General features: G+C 63.9%; 16 protein-coding genes and 1 tRNA gene. 7 read left to right on the forward strand and 10 right to left on the reverse strand.

Annotation, left to right across the window (positions count from 1 at the left end; all coding sequences use genetic code 11):
* Positions 1–142: 142 nt before the first annotated feature.
* Entirely contained in the window at positions 143–1,303 is a 1,161-nt protein-coding gene (locus E8M84_RS15005) for an ester cyclase (RefSeq protein WP_240790408.1), read from the reverse strand.
* On the opposite strand from E8M84_RS15005, the gene E8M84_RS15010 reads away from it, so the two are divergent.
* Positions 1,287–3,191 (forward strand): MFS transporter, encoded by a 1,905-nt coding sequence (locus E8M84_RS15010; RefSeq protein ID WP_205914630.1) that lies wholly within the window; start codon positions 1,287–1,289, stop codon positions 3,189–3,191. The genes E8M84_RS15005 and E8M84_RS15010 overlap by 17 nt on opposite strands.
* A gap of 243 nt (positions 3,192–3,434) precedes the next feature.
* On the opposite strand, the gene dctP is transcribed toward E8M84_RS15010, so the two are convergent.
* Genes dctP through E8M84_RS15040 form a run of 6 tightly spaced genes read right to left on the reverse strand, consistent with a single transcriptional unit; the run spans position 3,435 to position 9,008 of the window.
* Positions 3,435–4,496 (reverse strand): TRAP transporter substrate-binding protein DctP, encoded by a 1,062-nt coding sequence (gene dctP, locus E8M84_RS15015; RefSeq protein WP_137112035.1) that lies wholly within the window; start codon positions 4,494–4,496, stop codon positions 3,435–3,437.
* A gap of 36 nt (positions 4,497–4,532) precedes the next feature.
* On the reverse strand, positions 4,533–5,822 hold the full coding sequence (locus E8M84_RS15020) for a TRAP transporter large permease (protein WP_137112036.1): 1,290 nt from the start codon (positions 5,820–5,822) through the stop codon (positions 4,533–4,535).
* Positions 5,823–6,419, reverse strand: coding sequence for a TRAP transporter small permease (locus E8M84_RS15025; RefSeq protein WP_170971960.1), 597 nt, complete (start codon positions 6,417–6,419; stop codon positions 5,823–5,825). It abuts the gene before it with no gap.
* 32 nt (positions 6,420–6,451) lie between these two features.
* Positions 6,452–6,961, reverse strand: a complete 510-nt coding sequence (locus tag E8M84_RS15030) for a flavin reductase family protein (protein ID WP_137112037.1) — start codon at positions 6,959–6,961, stop codon at positions 6,452–6,454.
* Entirely contained in the window at positions 6,961–7,851 is an 891-nt protein-coding gene (locus E8M84_RS15035; RefSeq protein WP_137112038.1) for an aldo/keto reductase family oxidoreductase, read from the reverse strand. Before E8M84_RS15035 ends, E8M84_RS15030 begins: the two co-directional genes overlap by 1 nt.
* Positions 7,851–9,008, reverse strand: a complete 1,158-nt coding sequence (locus tag E8M84_RS15040; RefSeq protein WP_137112039.1) for an LLM class flavin-dependent oxidoreductase — start codon at positions 9,006–9,008, stop codon at positions 7,851–7,853. Before E8M84_RS15040 ends, E8M84_RS15035 begins: the two co-directional genes overlap by 1 nt.
* Before the next feature lie 87 nt (positions 9,009–9,095).
* Between E8M84_RS15040 and E8M84_RS15045 the strand changes: the two genes are divergently transcribed.
* On the forward strand, positions 9,096–9,797 hold the full coding sequence (locus E8M84_RS15045) for a GntR family transcriptional regulator (RefSeq protein WP_137112040.1): 702 nt from the start codon (positions 9,096–9,098) through the stop codon (positions 9,795–9,797).
* Between the two features lie 9 nt (positions 9,798–9,806).
* Positions 9,807–10,916: a Gfo/Idh/MocA family protein gene (locus tag E8M84_RS15050; protein ID WP_137112041.1), complete on the forward strand. Its 1,110-nt coding sequence runs from the start codon at positions 9,807–9,809 to the stop codon at positions 10,914–10,916.
* A gap of 438 nt (positions 10,917–11,354) precedes the next feature.
* Here the strand turns inward: E8M84_RS15050 and E8M84_RS15055 are convergent.
* A tRNA-Cys gene (locus tag E8M84_RS15055) sits at positions 11,355–11,428 on the reverse strand.
* Between the two features lie 83 nt (positions 11,429–11,511).
* Positions 11,512–12,768: an FAD-binding protein gene (locus E8M84_RS15060; protein WP_240790409.1), complete on the reverse strand. Its 1,257-nt coding sequence runs from the start codon at positions 12,766–12,768 to the stop codon at positions 11,512–11,514.
* A gap of 165 nt (positions 12,769–12,933) precedes the next feature.
* Between E8M84_RS15060 and E8M84_RS15065 the strand changes: the two genes are divergently transcribed.
* Entirely contained in the window at positions 12,934–13,947 is a 1,014-nt protein-coding gene (locus tag E8M84_RS15065) for an SDR family NAD(P)-dependent oxidoreductase (protein ID WP_137112043.1), read from the forward strand.
* Between the two features lie 92 nt (positions 13,948–14,039).
* The gene (gene tpa / locus E8M84_RS15070) at positions 14,040–15,419 is read left to right on the forward strand and encodes a hypotaurine--pyruvate aminotransferase Tpa (protein ID WP_137112044.1); all 1,380 of its coding nucleotides are present in this window, start codon (positions 14,040–14,042) and stop codon (positions 15,417–15,419) included.
* Between the two features lie 74 nt (positions 15,420–15,493).
* On the opposite strand, the gene E8M84_RS15075 is transcribed toward tpa, so the two are convergent.
* Entirely contained in the window at positions 15,494–16,525 is a 1,032-nt protein-coding gene (locus E8M84_RS15075; protein ID WP_137112045.1) for a Hint domain-containing protein, read from the reverse strand.
* A gap of 570 nt (positions 16,526–17,095) precedes the next feature.
* Here E8M84_RS15075 and E8M84_RS15080 point away from each other — a divergent pair.
* A complete protein-coding gene (locus E8M84_RS15080; RefSeq protein WP_137112046.1) occupies positions 17,096–18,553 on the forward strand; it encodes a PLP-dependent aminotransferase family protein in 1,458 nt (485 codons plus the stop codon).
* An 87-nt stretch (positions 18,554–18,640) separates the two neighbouring features.
* A complete protein-coding gene (gene xsc, locus E8M84_RS15085; protein ID WP_137112047.1) occupies positions 18,641–20,419 on the forward strand; it encodes a sulfoacetaldehyde acetyltransferase in 1,779 nt (592 codons plus the stop codon).
* Positions 20,420–20,431 lie beyond the last annotated feature (12 nt).

Genomic DNA, 20,431 nt, shown 5'->3' on the forward strand with positions numbered 1-20,431 from the left:
TCGATTGGTCCCGGCCTTCGGGGCAGGTAAGCATCTTTTGCATACGATTGCAAACACTATGTGCGGCGCTGGCCCGCAGGGCCGGAAAAGCGAACGGCCCGCCGGGTGGGGCGGGCCGCTTGAGTCATTGGGCGGAGGTTGGTCAGGTTTGCGCGGTGAGGCCCGCGGCCTTGACGTCGGCCATCTGCGCCAGCTTGACCTGGACCAGGGCCGAGGCTTCGTCATAGACGCGCCATTCGTCGACGATCTTGCCGTTCTTGTAGTGGAAGTGGGTGATGCCCATGATCTGCACCCGCTTGCCGGTGGGGCTGCCCAGGTGGTTCAGGATGCCATAGCCGATGTGGTGGCCTTCCATGATCCAGCGGACGGCGACCTTTTCGCCGCCTTCCTCGCACGGGGTGGAGCAGATGTGGTGCACGGTGAAGGCCGCGTCGGGGATACTGCCGATCAGGCCAAGGGTCTGATGGATGATCGCGGCGTGGCCGTAAAGTTCGGCCATCAGGGGGCCGTGATACTGGGCGGTGGGCGCGTAGACCTTGGCGATTGTGCCCAGCATCTTGCGGTTGAAGACGTCATGCAGCCAGCGCAGCGTGTGGCGTTCGAGGTCTGAAGTGGCGAGGCTGAGGTCCGGCTCAGCCTCGGGCGGGTACTGGCCTACTTGCGCGCGGTTTTCGCCGATATCCAGCGAAACCATGCCCTTGTCGAAGGCGGATTTGGCGATGCGCTCGGCATAGCCCTGCACATCGATCCCCAGTTGCTGCAGGATCGCGGTGGTGTCGGCGACGACCCATTCGCGGTAGATCTTGTTTTCATAGATCATGCAGTCGGCAACGGTGCGGCTGGTGAACATGCGCCCGGTGGCCGGGCCGAGGTGGCCGTTCTGGCTGTGCCGCCCTGTTCCGGTGACCAGGTGCGAGGTGTAGAAGCCGTCGTCCTCGTTCCCTTTCCAGATCACATGGGTCGCCATGCCGCGGCGTTCGGGGAAGGAAACAAGTCGCTGGATCGTGTCGCGGACGACTTCCTCGCGCGTGTAAAGCGTGCCGGTGGTGCCGTAGAGCACGCAGTTGTGGGTGTAGTGGCTGTAGATCAGGCCGATGTCGCGTTCGTCCCAGATCAGGTGGGTGCAGCGGACGATGTAGTCGACGATGTCGGTGTAGATCGCGTCGAAGCCGCGCATCGGTTGGGTGCGCTTGGCGTTCTGCGGGGCGAGGTCGGTGTAGTCGTGGCGTTCGACCTGCATGACGCGACCGGTCGTGGCCGGCGTGAGATCGCCGCCTTTGGGGCTGGTGGATTTTTCCGACATTCTCATTTCTCCAACTGTGCCGCGTTCCGACTCATGGAAAAGCAAAGCATCCTTCCGGGTCGTGCAACAAGTGATGCGTTTAGCATACGTATGCAAGCACTATTCGTGGCTTGGGCAGAATTCTTCCCCGGGGGCGTGCCTGCATGAGTGGAGGATCGGCGGCGGATCGGTACGTGAGCGCAAGTCTGCAGCCCTTGGACCCGGGTTTGGGATCGGCTCCGCACACGTCGTGGCCGCACGTCCACGCACTTCTTCCGATGCGCGGTGCGGACTGTCCGCCATGGGCCAAGAGCGCAATAGGGAATACCCCGAACGACTGGTGGAAATGCTGTACCAAGTCATGAAGGTGGCCAACGTCATCTCGATCACGGCGGTCCAAGGTGTCAGCGCACAACCCTCCAATAGCCATGTGCGGTCTGGCATTTTCATCATTGGAACGCTCAGTTGGGCAGGGAAGCCCGCCTGGAACGTTGCGCGCTGGCAGCTTGTCCGGGCCAGGGAGCCGTGCCAACTATCGACTCTTGGCCCGGTAAGACGCGTGCGAGAACCCCTGATGTCAGTCTTTCATCGCATCCTTGCGAACAATTTGTTGGCGAACATCACCAACTTTACCGCGTGGTTCGCCATAACATTCTGGGTCTTCCTGGAGACCGGATCAGTCTTCGCCACCGGCATGATTGCAGGGATCTTCCTGACCTTCACCGGTCTTCTGGGCATCTGGCTGGGTGCGCTGGTCGATCATCACGGAAAGATTGCCGTGATGGCAGGCTCATCGCTGGTCTCGCTGATCTTCTTTTCCTTGTCGCTTGTCTTGATGCAGATGGTGCCGGATCAGGCCTTCATCAATCCCTACGGCGTTTGGCTCTGGGCGCTGGTGCTGATGGTCATGGGCGGCGTCATCGCTGGCAACATCCGCGGCATTGCCCTGCCGACTGTCGTGACACTGCTGATCCCCGAAGATGAGCGCGACAAGGCCAACGGTCTGGTGGGCATGGTCTCTGGCGTTGGCTTCCTTGTCACATCGGCGGTTTCGGGCTTTCTGGTCGCCTGGGGCGGGATGAAGCTGACCCTGATCGTCTGCGTTGTGGCGACACTCTTGGCGCTGATCGACATCCGCACGATCCGTTTCACCGAACCCGCGCCGGTCGAAAATGGCGAAACCGCAGGGAAGGACACCCTTCCGACCGGCCGCAAGGTCGACCTGCGCGGAACAATAAGGGTTGTGGCGGGGGTTCCGGGTCTTATTGCGCTGATCCTTTTTTCCATGTTCAACAACTTCCTCGGTGGCATCTTCATGGCCTTGCTCGATGCCTACGGCCTGAGCCTGGTCTCGGTCGAAGTCTGGGGATTGACCTTCGCCATCCTGTCATCTGCCTTCATCCTGGGCGGCATGGCCGTGACAAAGTTCGGGCTGGGCAGGAACCCGGTACGCACACTGCTGCTTGTGAATGTGGTGGTCTGGGCCGGGGCCAGTGTCTTTGCCATCCAGCCGTCTTTCGCACTCTTGGTTGCGGGATGTTTCTTATGGATGGCTCTTGGCCCCGTGGCCGAGGCCGCCGAGCAGACAACCCTGCAGAAGGTCGTGCCGGTAGAGCGGCAAGGTCGTGTGTTCGGCTTCGCCCAGTCGATGGAACAGGCTGCCTCGCCCCTGACTGCCTTTCTGATCGGCCCCCTTACCCAGTTTGTCGTGATCCCCTTCATGACCGATGGCGCGGGCGCGCAGACTATCGGCGGCTGGTTCGGCACCGGGCCGGACCGCGGCATCGCGCTGGTCTTTACCGTGGCTGGGCTTGTTGGCGTTCTGGTGGCAGTGCTTGCGCTGCGATCGCGCCCGTATCGCTTGTTGTCCGCGCGCTACTTGCATGCGGACACACCCTCGGACGTCTAGCTGGTCAAGTTGACAGGATGACCGTCACACCTGCAGCGCGATCCTGCATCTGAGCGATCACACGTCCGTCCATTTCGGTCCCTTGCCGCAGGAGACAATGTGTATGCAGCCCAGTCCCGCTGCGCCCTTGTCACCGAGACCGGTCAGCATTCGCCCGACGGCACCACGCACCACCCGCGGAGAATCCGGATTGGCGTCAGCAAGGGGTCGCGGGCAAGTGCTGCCTGCCCGCGACCGGGTGCATCAGTTCATCTCACCGGCACGGTCGGCCGCGACAGCCGTTTCCGCTGTTGCTACAGCAGCGGTGAATGCGTCCAGCACTTCCGGTCCGCCCTTCACATTGGCCTTGAACCACTCGAACACCGGCTCGACTGCGGCCTTGAAGGCTGCCTTTTCCTCGGCGGTGGGCACGTAGATCTCGCCACCCGCGGCGCGGAAGTCGGCATAGGCCTGGATTTCCTTGCGCTTGGGGCTGGCGAAGGTGGCTTGCTGGAGCGCGGCAAAGCCGTCGACCACGATCTGCTGCTGTTCCGGGGTCAGCGACTTGAAGCGGTCGTTGCCCATCCACCAGAAGGCGCCCATGTAGCTGTGGCCGTCGAGCGTCAGGTACTTGATCCCGGCATCGGTGAACTTCATCGACATGATGTCGGTGATGCCGTTCGCCGTGCCTTCGACGACGCCGGTCTGCAGCGAGGTGAACAGTTCCGGCCACGGGATCGGCGTCGGCGATGCGCCAAGGGTGGTGGCCAGCGTCTGCGGCAGGTCGGCAGGAACGGTCCGCATCTTCAGGCCGGCCAGGTCTCCGGGTGCAGCAATTCGCTTCTTGGTGTTGGCGTAGTTGCGCCAGCCGCCGGTGTTGCCGATGGTCATCAGGCGGATCTTGTCGCCGGAATCCGCCAGCGCCATTGCGCGCAGCTTGGCCGTGAAGTCGGTGCCGGTCAGCACTTCCTCGGCCACGCGGTCGTCCGACATCAGGTACGGCAGATCGAGGACCTGGATATAGGGGAACAGGCCCGCAGCCCCGCCCGAGGTGGAAATGTAGATGTCGATGGTGCCATCGGCCACCCCGGCAAGGCATTCGTCACCCTTGGCGCAAAGCTGGGTGCCCATGAAGATTTCGACGCCGATCGCGCCGTTCGAGGCATTCTCGACGTAATTCTTGAAGACGACGAGGCCGTCATAGTCCTCGTCCTGTTCGTTCGAGTTGGCGGTCGCGCGCAGCATGATGTCCTGCGCAAAGGCTGCCCCGGCGGTGCCCGCCAGAAGCGCGGCCAGCGCGAGGGATTTCAGGGATGATGTCAACATGGTTCCTCCTGTTGGTTTCTTGTCGGTGTTGAAAGGTCAGTCCACGAACCCCAGAAGTCGGGGCAGGGTCAGGGAAATGGCCGGGACATAGGTGATGAGAAGGATCACCAGGAACTCCACGGCCAGGAATGGCATCACGGCACGGGCGATGGTTTCCACCCTAAGGCCCGAGACGGCCGAGGTGGCGAACAGCACCAGTCCCATCGGCGGCGTCAGCAGGCCCACGGTCAGGTTGACGACCATCACGATGGCGAAATGCACCGGATCGACGCCAAGCGAGACGAAGATCGGCCCCAGGATCGGCCCCAGGATGATGATCGCGGGACCTGCGTCGAGGAACATGCCGACGATGAAGAGGAGGAGGTTCACGAGCAGGAGCAGCAGCAGCGGGTTCTCGGTGATGCTGAGGAGCGTCGATGCCAGAAGCTCCGGCGTATGCGCAAGGGCCGCGACTGTCTTGAAGGCCATCGCAGCACCAACCAGCAGCATCACGACCGAACTGGTGATCCCCGCCCGGGTCAGCACGCCCGGGATGTCGCGCCAGGTCAGGGTCTTCAGGATGAAGATCGAGATGACAAAGCTGTAGCCCACGGCGACGGCGGCGGCCTCGGTGGGCGTGAAGACCCCCGACAGGATGCCGCCCATTAGGAGGACCGGGGTCATCAGCGGCCAGAAGGCGGCCCCTGCGGCGCGGCCCGCCTCGGCCCAGCTTGCGCGGGGCAGCGCCTCGGGAAGGCGGTACCGGTTCGCCATCAACTTGATCGTAATCATCAACGCGACCCCGATCAGGATGCCCGGCACGATCCCGGCCAGGAACAGCGCGGCTACGCTTTCGCCCATCACATAGGCGTAGATGATCATGATGCCCGAGGGCGGGATGATCGGCCCGATGATCGCACTGGCGGCGGTGATCGCGGCGGCGAAGGGTTTTGGATAGCGCTTCTTTTCCATCTGCGGAATGATGATCGACCCCAGCGCCGAAACATCGGCCACGGCCGAGCCGGAGATCCCCGCGAACAGCATGGAATCGACCACGTTCACCTGCGCCAGACCGCCGCGGAAATGGCCGACCATCGACTGCGCGAACCCCACGATCCGGGCCGAGATGCCGCCGCGGTTCATCAGCTCTCCGGCCAGCATGAAGAACGGGATCGCCATGAGGGGGAAGGAGTTCATCCCCTCGTAGACGTTGCGGTAGAGCAGGACGATGTCGCGCTCCTGCCCGTTCAGCCACAAGAGGATGGCGGGCGCGGCCAGCAGGCCGAAGACCACCGGCAGGCCCAGCATCAGGAAGACGAGGAAGAGAGGCAGGAAGAAGCTGAGCATCTATTCGGCCCCCGATCCAAGCATGACGGCGTCGGGAATGTCGCGCAGGCCCTCCGGCCCCCGGATCAGCGCATAGATGTTGCGCAAGGCCAGTTCGATGGCGACCAGCAGCAACAGTGCCACGCCGACCAGCAGGGATGCCATCATCCAGGACTTCGGGACCTTCATCCAGGTCGTCAGGTCCAGGCTGACCGGGACGCGCAGAGAGTCCGTCTCGAATCGGCCACCCAGACCGGTGACCTCGGACCAGCCAATGCCAAGGGCGATCCAGAGGACGAGGATTGTCACCGCCATCAGGAAGACCGAAAGCCCGGTCGCCACGGCGCGCGGCAGCATGCGGATCACCATGTCGATGGCGACGAACCCGCCCCGGCGAAAGGCGGTCGGGGCCATGAGACCCGTTGACCAGAGCATCAGGAAGCGCGAGGCCTCCTCGGGCCAGGGCAGCGCGTTGTTCAGGACATAGCGGAAAAAGACCTGCACCAGGATCGCCACCACCATCAGGCCAAGGCAGACAGCCCCGATCCAGCGGCCAAGCGCCAGAAGCGCGCCGTTAACCAGGGCCAGGCCGTTGCAGATGGCCAGAAGTGCGGTCACGTCTCCTCCCTTTGCCCCCCTCTCCCCGGGGGTCAGCCGTCAAATCTTCCGTACCTGCCTTTCGCGAAGACCAGCGGCTCGCCCTCCTCCAGGGCCAGCCGCAGGACTTGTCCCACGATGATCAGATGATCGCCGCCATCATGCGTCGCATGCTGGGCGCAGTCGAACCGCGCCAGCGCCCCGGGCAGGACCGGCACGCCCTCGGCGTTCGGCTGCCAGTTGAGGCCAGCAAACCCCGCGCCGGTTCTGGAGAACCGGGTCGGCAGGTCCGCGTGATCCTGTGCGAGCACATGGATGGCATAGTGCCGGGCCGCGGCGAAAAAGTCGTAGCGCCGCGATGAGCGGGCCAGCGACCACAGGACCAGCGCCGGGTCCAGAGAAAGGCTTGCGAAACTGTTGGCGGTAAAGCCCATCGGCCCGTCCGGACCCTGGATCGTGACCAGTGTCACGCCGGTCGCAAAGCGCCCCAGCGCATCGCGGAAAAGGCGCGCATTGCCCGCGTCCGGCACAATCCCCGTGGACTGGAGGCCGCCATCCGCCATCACGCGACCTCATGCCCCTGGGCGAGCGTCAGAAGCTCGAACCAGGTCTGGCGGTCCATCGGGACGCGGGCGGCGTCCGAGATCGCGGCGATGCGGGACGGGGTGTTGGTGCCCAGAACCGGGATGATCTTTGCCGGATGGTGCAAGAGCCAGGCTACCGCCACGGCGGTCCAGTCGGTGCCAGCGGCCTTGCCGATGGCGTCCATCCGGGCGCTGAGGCCGTCGTTCGCCTCGGCCCGCAGATGGCCGCCGGCCAGCGGGCTCCAGGCCATTGGCGCAATCCCGCGTTCCTGGAGGAAGGCAAGGTCGCCGTTGGTGAAGGGCGCGCGGCAGTTCAGCGACAGTTCGATCTGGTTGGTGACAAGCGGCTGCGTCATGGCCGATTGCAGCAGGGTGAAATCCCAGGGCCGGAAGTTCGACACGCCGACAGCACGGACCTTGCCACTGGCGACAAGGGCGTCCAGCGCGCGGCCCGTCTCGTGGTGGTCCATCAGCGGGTCGGGGCGGTGGATCAGCAGCAGGTCGATCCGGTCTGTGACCATCTCGCGCAACGAGGCCTCGACCGAGGCGGTGATATGCGCGGCAGAGGTGTCGTAGTACTTGACCCGCGCCGCCGAGTGGCGACCCACGGGCGCGACGATGTCGCATTTGGTGACGATCTCGATCTTGTCACGCAGGGCAGGGGCCGCGCGGAGGGCCGCACCCAGCAAAGCCTCAGCTGTGTAGCCGCCATAGATGTCAGCTTGGTCCATCGTGGTGATGCCCTGCGCGAGGCAAGCCTCGACCTTGGCCTGCACATGGGCGGGAGAGGTGTCGGGGTCATCGCCCAACCGCCACATGCCGTAGACGAGGCGCGACATGGTGATCGGACCAAGGGTGAGACGTTCCATTAGCGGCGCACTCCGGTGCCCAGGGGGGTGGCGGGGGTCGTGGCCGGGACCCGGCCGTAGGCGTGGGGCAGTGAGCAGGTCTTCAGCTGGGGCATCACCTTCGTGCCGAAATGGTCGCATTCGTCCAGATGCGGATAGCCTGAGAAGATGAAGGCCCGGATGCCCATTGCCTGGTATTCCTCAAGCTTGGACATAACCTGATCGACCGATCCGACAAGCGCCGCGCCGCAGCCCGACCGCGCACGGCCGATCCCGGTCCAGAGGTGGGGTTCGATATAGCCGAATTGGTCGGCCAGCTCCCGTGCGCGGGCCTGATGCGCGACGCCTAGGCTGATCGAGTCATGCGCCCGGTCGCGAATCAGCTTGCCGTACTCATCATCCAGCTTCGACACGATGTAATCGGCGTACTCCCGTGCCTCGGCCTCGGTATCGCGGACGATCATGTGGACGCGCAGACCATAGTCCAGCGTCCGACCATGCGCTTCGGCGCGGGCGTGGACGTCCCGCATGCGCTTGGCCAGCATCTCCATCGGCTCGGGCCACATCAGATAGACGTCGCACTGCGCGCCGCAGAGTTCGAGCGCATCGGGGGAATAGCCGCCGAAGTACAGAAGCGGGCCACCGTTCTGCTGGTAGGGGCGCGCGGGATCGGTGGTGATCTTCGAAATCTGGTAGACCTCGCCCGAATATTCGATGTGGTCGCGGGTCCAGGCCTGGCGCAGGATCTCCACGACCTCATGACTGCGCTTGTAGCGATAGGCGCTGTCGGCGACTTCACCGGGGAAGTCCGAGGAAATCACGTTCAGCGTCAGGCGGCCCTGCAGCATGTGGTCCAAAGTGGCGACCGTGCGGGCCAGCATGACGGGCTGCATCTCGCCGCAGCGGATGGCGGCGAGGAAATTGATGCGGTCGGTGATCGGGGCGCAGCCCGCGACAAAGGAGAGCGTGTCCTGCCCCACCTGATACGACGATGGGCAAAGGATGTTGCGGAATCCGTGGCTTTCGGCGCGTTTCACGATGTCAGAGCAATGCGCCCAGCTGGACCGCAGGTCGCCGTCCGGCACGCCAAGGAACTGGTAGTCGTCGGAACAGAGCGCGGCGAACCAGCTGACCTCGCAGGCATCCAGGTCAGGTGAGGTGATCGGCACGACCGACATGATTCTGTGTCTCCGGCGGTTGCTTTCCTCTTGCGTAGCACTGGCTTTGATGTAGATCAATCATGTATCAATTTCGGATGCGACGTAATGGCTCACCCCGGATCGCTGCCGCTGTATCAGCAGATCGCCGAACTTCTGATCCGCGACATCGCCGCGGGCCGCCTGATCGATGGGGAACGCCTGCCGCCGGAACGGGACATGGCGTCAAACATGGGAATTGCCGTGGGGACCTTGCGTCAGGCGCTGAAGTCGCTGACGGAAAAGGGCTTGCTCGACCGGGTGCAGGGGTCGGGCAACTATATCCGTGCCAAGGCCGACGCGGCGTCGGTCTATGCCCTCTTCCGGCTGGAGCGGGTGGAAGGCGGCGGCCTGCCCACTGCGCGGGTCCTTTCAGTCGATCGCGGTGCCAAGAACCCCGTCCTTCCGGCCTTTGGCGCCAGTGCCGAGGGTCATCGCATCCGACGTCTGCGCTTTCTGTCCGGCCAGGTCGCGGCGGTCGAGGAAATCTGGCTGGATGGGGCCGAGGTCGACCGGATCGCCCCCGGCGACCTGCTGGAGTCCCTCTATCTCTTCTATCGCCAACGCCTGGGCATCTGGATCTCGCGGGCCGAGGACAGCATCGGCCAAGGCCCGCTGCCGGACTGGGCGCCGTCCGAATTTCCGCACCCGCCCGGCACGCCCTTGCCGCTGATCACCCGCGTCAGCTGGGCGCAGGATGGCCGGTCGGTCGAGGCCTCGCTGACCTGGTATGACCCTGAAACCGTGCGCTATGTGGCGCGCCTGAAATAGGATTTCAAAATGCTGCGCTACGGGATCATCGGCTGCGGAATGATGGGGCAGGAGCATCTGCGCAACATTGCTTTGCTGGAGGCGGCTTCAGTCGCCGCGATCTTCGAACCCGACCCGGGAATGCGCGCCGCGGCTTCGGCATTGGTGCCGGGGGCACGGATGGTGGGGTCGGTGGCCGACGTCCTGGCCGTGCCCGAGGTGAACTGCTTGCTGATCGCCAGCCCGAACCACCTGCACCTTGGCCAGTTGGAAGAGATCGCCCGCATCCGCCCGCTGCCGGTGCTGTGCGAGAAGCCGCTGTTCACTGACCCGGCCGATGCGCCGCGTCTGGCGGCCCTGCGCGCGGCCTACCCGGCCCCGATCTGGGTGGCGATGGAATACCGCTACATGCCGCCCGTGGCCCACCTTTTGCGTGAGGCACAGGCAGCGACGGGTGGTGTGAAGATGCTGACGATCCGCGAGCACCGCTTTCCCTTCCTGCAGAAGGTCGGCGACTGGAACCGCTTCAACCGCAACTCGGGCGGGACGCTCGTGGAAAAGTGCTGCCACTTCTTCGACCTGATGCGGCTGGTCGCCGGCTGCAACCCGGTCCGCGTGATGGCCAGTGGCGGGCAGGCGGTGAACCATCTGGACGAGGTCTATGACGGACAGCGGTCCGACATCTGGGACCATGCCTATGTCATCGTCGATTTCGCAAACGGCATGCGGGCGATGCTGGAACTGTGCATGTTCGCGGAAGGCAGCCGCTATCAGGAGGAGATCTCGGCCGTCGGATCGAAGGGCAAGATCGAATGCCTGGTGCCCGGGCCGGGCCGGTTCTGGCCCATGCATCTGGGCGCGCCTCCCGTGCCCAAGGTCATCGTCAGCCCGCGCAACCCTGCGGGCCCGGTGGAACTGGACATCCCCGTGGATCCTGCCTTGCTGGCGGCGGGTGACCACAACGGATCGACCTTCTTCCAGCACCAGGGCTTTCAGCGGGCAGCGACCGGCCTGCAGCGACCCGAGGTGTCGCTGGAAGATGGCTGGTGGGCGGTCACGATGGGTTTGGCAGCCCAGCAAAGCGCCGAGACGGGCGAAGTGGTTGGTCTTGGCAATCTCGACTACGCCCCGGGTGGCTAACCTGCCGGTTAAGGCTCTCGGTAAACACTCGCACTGGCCGAGGGACGCTGAACATGGTGCTTGTCCGCGACCTGTGCTGTCGTGCGGCCCCAAGCGGTGACCTGTGCGATATCCGCTGTGGGCTCTTGGCAAACACAGGCAGCGCCTCGGTTCATTCACCTTGTTGCCGGACACGCCTGCATTTGTCCTCACGACTGGAGCGCACGGTTCAGGCGCAAGCTGCCCTTCTTCGGGAGAAGAATCCCCGCCTTGTGTGATTTCAATGAGGAGCCGAGGGCGGCGAGCGAATTCAGGTTGTCGTCACGACATCAGGAAGTGATGTCCGAAATTCAGTCGCCATGGGGCGCAACCAAGCGCAGAACTTTTGGCTGGCCTGTGATGGGTGCTTTGGTTCCAACTGGAAGAAAGCGTGTGTCTTCTGGAGATTGAGTGGAACCTTGGAGGCGGGTACCGGAATCGAACCGGTCTTCACGGATTTGCAATCCGCTGCGTAACCTCTCCGCCAACCCGCCGCGAAGGTGAGCGTTCCTTAGAGGGTCCTGCCGGGGGGGTCAAGGCGGTTGTCGTGGCCGTCCGGCGCGTCGCTGCCCGCGTCTCACGCTTCGTCGAACAGGCGGCGAAGATAGGCGTTGCGGAACTTGCCCTCGGGGTCGAAGCTTTGCGCCAGATCACGGAAAGCCGCCAGCCGCGGCGTGCGCGACCGGATCGTGGCCGGGCTCATCGTCGTGACCTTGCCCCAATGCGGCACCGCGCCAAGGGACCCCAGATCGGCCTCGATGGGCGGCAGCACCGTCCTCACGGCGGCGCTGTCCCGTCGGAAGGTGAAGTGAAGCCCGACATAAGGCCCCCGGTTGCCGGGGCTCAGCCACAGATCGTCGGCTGCCACACTGCGCAGTTCCGATGTCATCAGGATGGGTGCCAGCCGGTCGCCATGCCTGCGCATGATGGCCACGGCCTCGGGCGCAGCGGCGCGTGGGACAAAGTATTCCGTCTGGATCTCTGCTCCGTTGCTTGGGGTAAAGCCCATGCGGAAATGCGGCAGACGCTCATGCCATGGGCCGGGGATGCCCATCTGATCCGTGCAATCCGCGCCGTCGACACCAAGAAGCGGGTGCATCTTGCGCGTCGCCGGGAGCGCTCCATGGAAGTCAGGTCTGGACGCAGCTTCGTGGTCCGCAACCCGGTCCTTCACCCAGACTGAATGTGCCGCTGCTCCGCGCCAGTCGGTGAAGACGCTGACGCTGGTGCCCGCGTCAAAGACCGCGTCGAAATCGCCCTCGATCACGGCGAAGGGCAGGCTGGTGTAGACATTCTGGCGCACCTGGTAGGTCGGCTCGATCTCCAGCGTCAGGGCCGTGACCACGCCAAGCGCGCCAAGGCTGACCACGGCACCGGCAAAGCGGTCGCCGTCCTGGTCGCGCGACAGGCTGGCGACTTCGCCCCCGGCCGTCACGATCTCCAGCCCCGTGACCGCCGTCGCCAGGTTCCCGATGCGCGAGCCCGACCCATGCGTCGCCGTTGCCACCGCCCCTGCGACCGAGATATGTGGCAGCGAGGCGAGGTTCTTCAGCGCCCAGCCTTCCGCATGCAGGACGGGCGCAAGCTCGCCATAGCGGATCCCGCCCTGAACCGTGACGCGCCGCCGGTCAGGGTCGATCGACAGGACCCGGTTCATGCCCTGCAGCGACAATTGCACCGCCGCGCTGTCGGCAAGGTCGTTGAAGCTGTGCCCCGACCCCAGCACCCGGACCTGACGCGCCGCCGCCACGATGGACTGGACCTCGGCCACCGTCCCCGCTGTCCGCGGGTCAGGGGCCGTGAAGATGACGTTGCCCGCCCAGTTCGTGCGCAAGATGGGACCTCTGGTTCCGATTCACTTGTGCCGATCTTGCATGTTCCGCGCCGGACCCGCCATCGCCATCCCCAGCCCATGGGGCTGAGGCGGTGGCGCGGGCAGGGTTGACTTGACCGGGGGGCGCGGGGATTGTCCGCTGCAGGCGCGGAAGGTTGGGCTTTGGTGCAGAAGATCCTCATCACCGGAACGGCCGGGTTCATCGGCTTCCACCTTGCGCAGACTCTGCTGGCTGCGGGGCACAAGGTGCACGGCTATGACGGGATGACGCCCTATTACGACGTGTCCCTGAAGCGCAAACGCCATGCGAAGCTGGCCGACCTGCCCGGCTTCACCGCCACCGAGGCGATGCTGGAGGACATGGCGACGCTGTCCCGCGTGGCCGCCGATTTCGCACCCGACGCAATCATCCACCTGGCTGCCCAGGCCGGGGTCCGCTACAGCCTGACACATCCCCGATCCTACATCGAGATGAATTTCACTGGCAGTTTCAACGTGTTGGAGGTCGCAAAGGCGCAAGGCGTGCGTCACCTGATGATCGCCTCCACCTCATCGGTCTACGGCGCCAACCCGAAGATGCCGTTCCAGGAGACCGATCAAACCGACCACCCCCTGACCGTCTATGCAGCGACGAAGAAAGCGGTCGAGGGCTTGGCCCATTCCTACGCCCATCTCTGGGGCCTGCCGGTTACGCTCTTCCGCTTCTTCACCGTCTACGGCTCCTGGGGCCGCCCCGACCTTGCCTATTTCAAGTTCACCAAGGCGATCCTGGAAGGCCAGCCCATCGACGTCTACAACCACGGCGAGATGTGGCGCGACTTCACCGCGGTCGAGGATCTGGTCGAAGGCGTAAGCCGTCTTCTCCCGCTTGCCCCGCCACTCCCCGGCGCGCGGGGGACCCCGGTCGAGGGCGACAGCCTGTCCCCCGTCGCGCCGCACCGGATCGTCAACGTCGGGAACACCAACAAGGTCCACCTGATGGATTTCATCCACACGCTGGAAGGCCTCCTGGGCCGCAAGGCCACTCTCAACATGATGCCGATGCAGCCTGGCGACGTGCCCGCAACCTGGGCGGATTGCTCGCTTTTGCAGCAGCTTACCGGGTTCCAGCCGCGCACCGACCTTGCCACCGGCCTCAAGCCCTTTGTCGACTGGTATCGCGACTACTACCGGGTGTAGAACCTGGCTATAACGGCGGCATGTGTCTGGTCCTAACGGCGACCGGCAATATGCAGGATCATGCCGCGCAAATCGAACCGAAAGGACGAGTCATGGAAGACTATGCAGGCATGAACGACATCGGCGCCGTGGTCGAGGCCGACCGCGCCCATGTCTGGCACCACCTTTCCCAGCACAAGCAGTACGAAACCGTCGACCCCCGCGTCATCGTCGAAGGCAAGGGGATGCGGGTCTGGGACGCCAAGGGCAAGGAACACATCGACGCCGTCTCCGGCGGGGTCTGGACCGTCAACGTGGGCTATGGTCGCGAAAGCATCGCCAACGCCGTCCGCGACCAGCTGGTCAAGCTGAACTACTTCGCAGGCTCTGCCGGGTCGATCCCGGGTGCCATGTTTTCCAAGGCGCTGATCGAGAAGATGCCGGGCCTCTCCCGCGTCTACTACAACAACTCCGGGTCCGAGGCGAACGAAAAGGTCTACAAGATGGTGCGCCAGATCGCGCACCGGCACCACGGCGGGAAGAAGTGGAAGATCCTGTATCGCGACCGCGACTACCACGGCACCACCATTGCCGCGCTTGCCTCCGCCGGGCAGGACCAGCGCGCCATGCAGTATGGCCCGTTCCCCGACGGCTTCGTCCGCGTGCCGCATTGCCTGGAATATCGCAAGCAGTGGGACGTGGAAAACTACGGCCAGCGTGCCGCTGACGCCATCGAGGAAGTCATCCTGCGCGAAGGCCCCGACACCGTCGGCTGCCTGATCCTGGAACCCGTCACCGCCGGCGGCGGCGTCATCGTCCCGCCCCAGGGCTACTGGGACCGCGTTCAGGAAATCTGCAAGAAATACAACATCCTGCTGGCGATTGACGAGGTCGTCTGCGGCGTGGGCCGCACCGGCACCTGGTTCGGCTACCAGCACTACGGCATCAAGCCCGACTTCGTGACGATGGCCAAAGGCGTCGCCTCGGGCTATGCCGCGATCTCTTGCACCGTGACCACCGAAGCCATCTTCGAGATGTTCAAGGACGACCCCTCGGACCCGATGAGCTACTTCCGCGACATCTCCACCTTCGGCGGCTGCACCTCCGGCCCGGCGGCGGCCTTGGAGAACATGAAGATCATCGAGGAAGAGGGGCTGCTGCAGAACACCCTCGACATGGGCGACTACTGCCTTGGGAACCTGCAGGCGCTGATGGACAAGCACAAGATCATCGGCGACGTCCGCGGCAAGGGCCTGTTCCTCGGGGCCGAGCTGGTGAATGACCGCACAACCAAGGAACCCGCGCCCGAGAAGATGGTCCAGGCCGTCGTTGCCGACTGCATGGCGCAGGGGGTGATCATCGGGGCCACGAACCGGAGCCTGCCGGGGTTGAACAACACGCTGTGCCTCAGCCCCGCGCTGATCGCGACGAAGGACGACATCGACGAGATCACCACGGCGATTGATGGCGCGCTGGGAAGGGTGTTCGGGTAGGCACTGAGGCCCTTTGCCGCTTGGGGAAGATGTGCGGTGGTGCACATCTTCCCCGTGGGGACTGATATACCGGCTCAGCCTTTCCCAGAAGCCAGGCGCAGCTGCTGTCGTGGTGCCTCTGTCTGATCAGTTGCTGGCTTCTTCCAACCAAACATCCGGTCAATCAAGACTCGGGCTTCGAACTCGCGGAGTAGCATCCTCGCCCGTTCCATTCTCGTGTCAGAGCGGTTGGCCAGCTCGGGAAAGATCGCCAACACTTCGGCACGGGCCTCCGATCCGATTGATGCAAGTGTCTGTTCGCCCAGATACAGGCTTTCAACCTCTGCACCTTCTGCCAGAATTATTGCGTGCAGATCCAGCAGGATATGGCAGTAGGTGATTTCGTCACACTCTGCATCAACCCGTACGGTTGTGCCGTTCACAAAATGCTTTGCTGCGACAAGCACTTCCGATTCTCCGAACAGCAAGCTGGCAAATCGGTCGCGCAGAAGAATTGCGTGTTGCGGAGATACGGTCAGTGGCCAACGCGGAACCCCGTCACCCAAAGAGCCGGCGTCAAAGTGAATCGGGCGGAACTTCTCCAGCAAGGGGCTGTCAACGAACCGCAGCTGCTGCTTGCCGATCCAGCGCACTGGCTGCAGTCCGGCGCCGCGTGTGACCACAAGGTCGCCCAATTGCAGGTCCCCTGCCTTCACCCACCCCTTGCTGGTTTTGACCCGGGTGTCGACGGTCAGGCAGACGGGCAGGCCAACCGGATTGGGGAAGATCAGGGGCACTGACACACTGATGACCTCGGCACCGGGTGGCAGGCCCGGATACACGATGTACACGTCGTCGAAGAGCCCATCTTCGACGACGATTCTAACTGGCGTAATGCTCAGCTCGACAACAAGGCCACCGACATTTGCAATGATGATCTGCGGCCCTATTGCGGCCTCAACCGAGTTGATTACGACCGGGCTGCCATTGATCAAGGCGGATTGGCCGCCGGGATTGATATCGGGAACCTCGAAAGTTCCGTCATTTGTATCGGTCAACGTTAACGTTGCAACGCCAGAGCCAATCGCGATTACCGGAGTAAATAATGCGTATGACTGAGTAGCCATAGGCCCTCCTTCAAATCATGGTTTCACTGTGTTGATGGAATCACTATACCCGAGGTTGAGTATTATCACAACGAATTGCGCCAAGATAATTGTGATATGATCTGCAAGTATTGGAAAAATATTAATATTTTTGTCTGCTCGGCAAATGTATGTGAATCGAAGTTGACACAGCCATCTGTCAGCCGATTTTCGGATTTGGGCGAGAGGCGGGCGATTCAATTTTGACGAAATCAACAGTGAAACATGTCATTCTAGACGATTGCTTCCGCGTACTGACCGGTTCCATGGGCGAACGGCGCGGGAAAGCCCAAAACTCAGTGTGTAAATGTAGTCTGACACCAAATTCACATATAAATATAACAATTTGAAACGTGGGGCTCACGCATTGCGTTGCATCATAAGGCGCGCGAAAGCGCACCTTCTCTCACGACTGACCCGACATGGGTAGCCCCCGAACGCCTGACAGAGCGCCCGACGCATGCCAGACGGATGCCAGACGCATTCCAGACACCGCGAAATCCCGGATTCCGCCCCGTTGATCCAGTGCGCGGAACCCCCTAATCTGGACTCATGGCCACCATCCCCGTCGAAGCTTTCTACCTGACCCCAGGGGCCACTGGGTCCCTGCAACAGCAGATCCGCGCGATGGTCACGCAGGGCATCCTCACGGGGCGCTTTCGCCCCGCCGCCAGGATGCCGTCGTCGCGGGGGCTGGCAGAACACCTCGGGGTCAGCCGGATCACCGTGACGCTCGCCTACGCCGACCTCGTCTCCTCGGACTACCTCACGGCGCAAGGTAGGTCGGGCTACTTCGTCTCGGACACCGCCCCCCTCGCGCCCGAATTCCCACAGTCCGAACCCCGCGCGGAAGCCATCGATTTCAAGGGCTTGACGCAAGGCCGCTTCACCCTTGTCCCCAAGGTCGAACGGCCCGAGGATTGGGACCGCTACCCCTATCCCTTCATCTACGGCCAAGCCGACCCGACGCTGTTCGACCACCAGAACTGGCGGCAATGCGCCCTCCGCGCGCTCGGCAAGCGGGACTTCGCGGCGCTGACGACCGACTATTACGAACGCGACGACCCCCTGCTGATTCAGGAGCTTCTCCGCACCATCCTCCCCCGGCGGGGCATCGCGGCGCGCGAGGATGAGGTGCTGCTGACGATGGGTGCCCAGAACGCCCTCTGGATCGCCGCCAATGCGCTCCTGTCCCCCGGTCGCCGCGCGGTGGTCGAAAACCCCGGCTACCCCGCCTGGCGCGCCATTGTCGCGGCCACCGGAGCCACCGCCGTCCCGGTAGATGTCGACGCCCAAGGCCTGCCGCCGCAAGTGCTTGACGCGGATGTGGTTTTCACCACCCCCTCGCACCAGTGCCCCACCAACGCCACCATGCCGGTGGACCGCCGCGTGGCGCTGCTGGAGGCCGCCGAGGCCAAGCGCTTCGTCATCATCGAGGACGACTACGAATTCGAGATGTCCTTCCTGAAACCCGTCGCCCCCGCACTGAAGTCGCTCGACCGTGGGGGCAGGGTGATCTACGCCGGAAGCTTCTCGAAATCCGTCTTCCCCGGCCTGCGCCTTGGCTACCTTGTCGGCCCCCCCGGCTTCATCGCCGAGGCGCGCGCCCTGCGGGGCCTGATGCTGAAGCACCCGCCCGGCCACATCCAGCGGACGATGGCTTATTTCCTGGGCCTCGGCCACTACGACGCGCTGGTCAACCGGATGAAGAACGCCTACCGCCGCCGCCGCCAGGTCATGGCCGAGGCCATTTCGGCCGAAGGCCTGACCGTGGCCGGGCAGGGCGGCTTTGGCGGATCGAGCTTCTGGATGCGCGCGCCCGAAGGGGTGGACGCCGAACAACTGGCGCTAGCCTTGCGCACCGAAGGCGTCCTCATCGAACCCGGCCGCGCCTTCTTTGCCGGGGACGGACCCCGCAATTTCTACCGCCTCGCCTATTCCTCCATCGCCCCGCAGCGCATCCCCGAGGGTGTGGCGCGGATCGCGAAAGCGCTGGCCTTAGCGGGCTGATGAAACTGGCCCTAAGGCCGGGCCCGCCGCAGGGATAGGTTGCACGCAACTGGCCTTATCGGGCCGCATGGGACATGGAGTAGCGCGATGAAGATGACCACCGAAGAGGCCTTCGTGAAAGTCCTGCAGATGCACGGCATCGAGCACGCCTTCGGGATCATCGGCTCGGCCTTCATGCCGATTTCGGATCTTTTCCCGAAGGCCGGTATCCATTTCTGGGACTGCGCCCATGAAGGCTCTGGCGGGATGATGGCAGACGGGTTCACCCGCGCCAGCGGAAAGATGTCGATGATGATTGCCCAGAACGGACCGGGGATCACCAACTTCGTCACTGCGGTGAAAACCGCATACTGGAACCATACGCCTTTACTTCTGGTTACCCCACAGGCCGCCAACAAGACGATCGGGATGGGCGGCTTCCAGGAAGTCGAGCAGATGGCGCTGTTCAAGGACATGGTCTGCTACCAGGAGGAGGTCCGCGATCCCTCGCGCGTGGCCGAGGTGCTGAACCGCGTCATCCTGCAGGCCAAGCGCCAGTCGGCCCCGGCGCAGATCAACATGCCGCGGGACTATTTCACCCAAGTCATCGACGTGCCCCTGCCGGCCGTGGTGGAGTTCGAGCGGCCCTCGGGCGGTGAGGAGGCCATCGCCCAGGCGGCGCAACTGCTGTCGTCGGCCAAGTTCCCGGTGATCCTGAACGGCGCGGGCGTGGTGATCGGCGGCGCGATCCCGGCCTCGATGGCGCTGGCGGAACGGCTGACGGCGCCGGTGTGCGTCGGCTACCAGCACAACGACGCCTTTCCCGGTTCGCATCCGCTGTTCGCGGGGCCGCTGGGCTACAACGGGTCGAAGGCGGGGATGGAGTTGATCGCCCAGGCCGACGTGGTGCTGGCGCTGGGAACGCGACTCAACCCGTTCTCGACCCTGCCGGGCTATGGGATCGACTACTGGCCGAAGGCGGCCAAGGTGATCCAGGTCGACATCAACCCGAACCGGATCGGGCTAACGAAGCCGGTGACTGTGGGCATTGTCGGTGACGCGAAGAAGGTGGCCGAGAGGATCCTGGCGCGGCTGTCGAAGACTGCGGGCGACGCGGGGCGGGCGGAGCGCAAGGCGCTGATCGCGCAAAAGAAATCCGCCTGGGCGCAGGAACTGTCGTCGATGGATCACGAACAGGATGATCCCGGCACCACCTGGAACGAACGTGCCCGCAAGGCCAAGCCGGAGTGGATGAGCCCCCGCATGGCCTGGCGCGCGATCCAGGCGGCGCTGCCGAAAGAGGCGATCATTTCTTCGGACATCGGCAACAACTGCGCCATCGGCAACGCCTATCCGTCGTTCGAGGCGGGGCGGAAGTATCTGGCACCCGGTCTCTTCGGGCCGTGCGGCTATGGCCTGCCGTCGATCATCGGTGCCAAGATCGGCTGCCCGGACACCCCTGTCGTCGGTTTCGCTGGAGACGGGGCCTTCGGGATTGCGGTGACGGAGCTGACGGCGATTGGCCGCAAGGAATGGCCTGCGATCACCATGGTCGTCTTCCGCAACTACCAGTGGGGCGCGGAAAAGCGGAACTCGACCCTCTGGTATGACGACAACTTCGTCGGCACCGAGCTTGACACCGACGTCAGCTACGCCGGTATCGCCAAGGCCTGCGGGCTGCAGGGCGTGCAGGCGCGGACGATGGAGGAGCTGACGGCGGCCTTGCACAAGGCCATCGACGACCAGATGCACCACGGCAAGACCACGCTGATCGAGGCGCTGATCAACCAGGAACTGGGCGAGCCTTTCCGCCGCGACGCGATGAAGAAGCCGGTCGAGGTCGCGGGGATCTCGAAGGCCGACATGCGGCCGCAGGTGGTGGGGTGAAGCGCGAATCTT

The sequence above is a fragment of the Rhodobacter sp. SY28-1 genome (assembly GCF_005222785.1).
In the GTDB taxonomy this organism is placed as follows: domain Bacteria; phylum Pseudomonadota; class Alphaproteobacteria; order Rhodobacterales; family Rhodobacteraceae; genus Tabrizicola.

What these genes read in the sequence shown, in the direction of transcription:
- E8M84_RS15005 (WP_240790408.1), bottom strand. Translation starts at nt 1,303, where the DNA reads ATGTCGGAAAAATCCACCAGCCCCAAAGGCGGCGATCTCACGCCGGCC.
- dctP (WP_137112035.1), bottom strand. Translation starts at nt 4,496, where the DNA reads ATGTTGACATCATCCCTGAAATCCCTCGCGCTGGCCGCGCTTCTGGCG.
- E8M84_RS15020 (WP_137112036.1), bottom strand. Translation starts at nt 5,822, where the DNA reads ATGCTCAGCTTCTTCCTGCCTCTCTTCCTCGTCTTCCTGATGCTGGGC.
- E8M84_RS15030 (WP_137112037.1), bottom strand. Translation starts at nt 6,961, where the DNA reads ATGGCGGATGGCGGCCTCCAGTCCACGGGGATTGTGCCGGACGCGGGC.
- E8M84_RS15035 (WP_137112038.1), bottom strand. Translation starts at nt 7,851, where the DNA reads ATGGAACGTCTCACCCTTGGTCCGATCACCATGTCGCGCCTCGTCTAC.
- E8M84_RS15040 (WP_137112039.1), bottom strand. Translation starts at nt 9,008, where the DNA reads ATGTCGGTCGTGCCGATCACCTCACCTGACCTGGATGCCTGCGAGGTC.
- E8M84_RS15045 (WP_137112040.1), top strand. Translation starts at nt 9,096, where the DNA reads ATGGCTCACCCCGGATCGCTGCCGCTGTATCAGCAGATCGCCGAACTT.
- E8M84_RS15050 (WP_137112041.1), top strand. Translation starts at nt 9,807, where the DNA reads ATGCTGCGCTACGGGATCATCGGCTGCGGAATGATGGGGCAGGAGCAT.
- tpa (WP_137112044.1), top strand. Translation starts at nt 14,040, where the DNA reads ATGGAAGACTATGCAGGCATGAACGACATCGGCGCCGTGGTCGAGGCC.
- E8M84_RS15075 (WP_137112045.1), bottom strand. Translation starts at nt 16,525, where the DNA reads ATGGCTACTCAGTCATACGCATTATTTACTCCGGTAATCGCGATTGGC.
- E8M84_RS15080 (WP_137112046.1), top strand. Translation starts at nt 17,096, where the DNA reads ATGGCCACCATCCCCGTCGAAGCTTTCTACCTGACCCCAGGGGCCACT.
- xsc (WP_137112047.1), top strand. Translation starts at nt 18,641, where the DNA reads ATGAAGATGACCACCGAAGAGGCCTTCGTGAAAGTCCTGCAGATGCAC.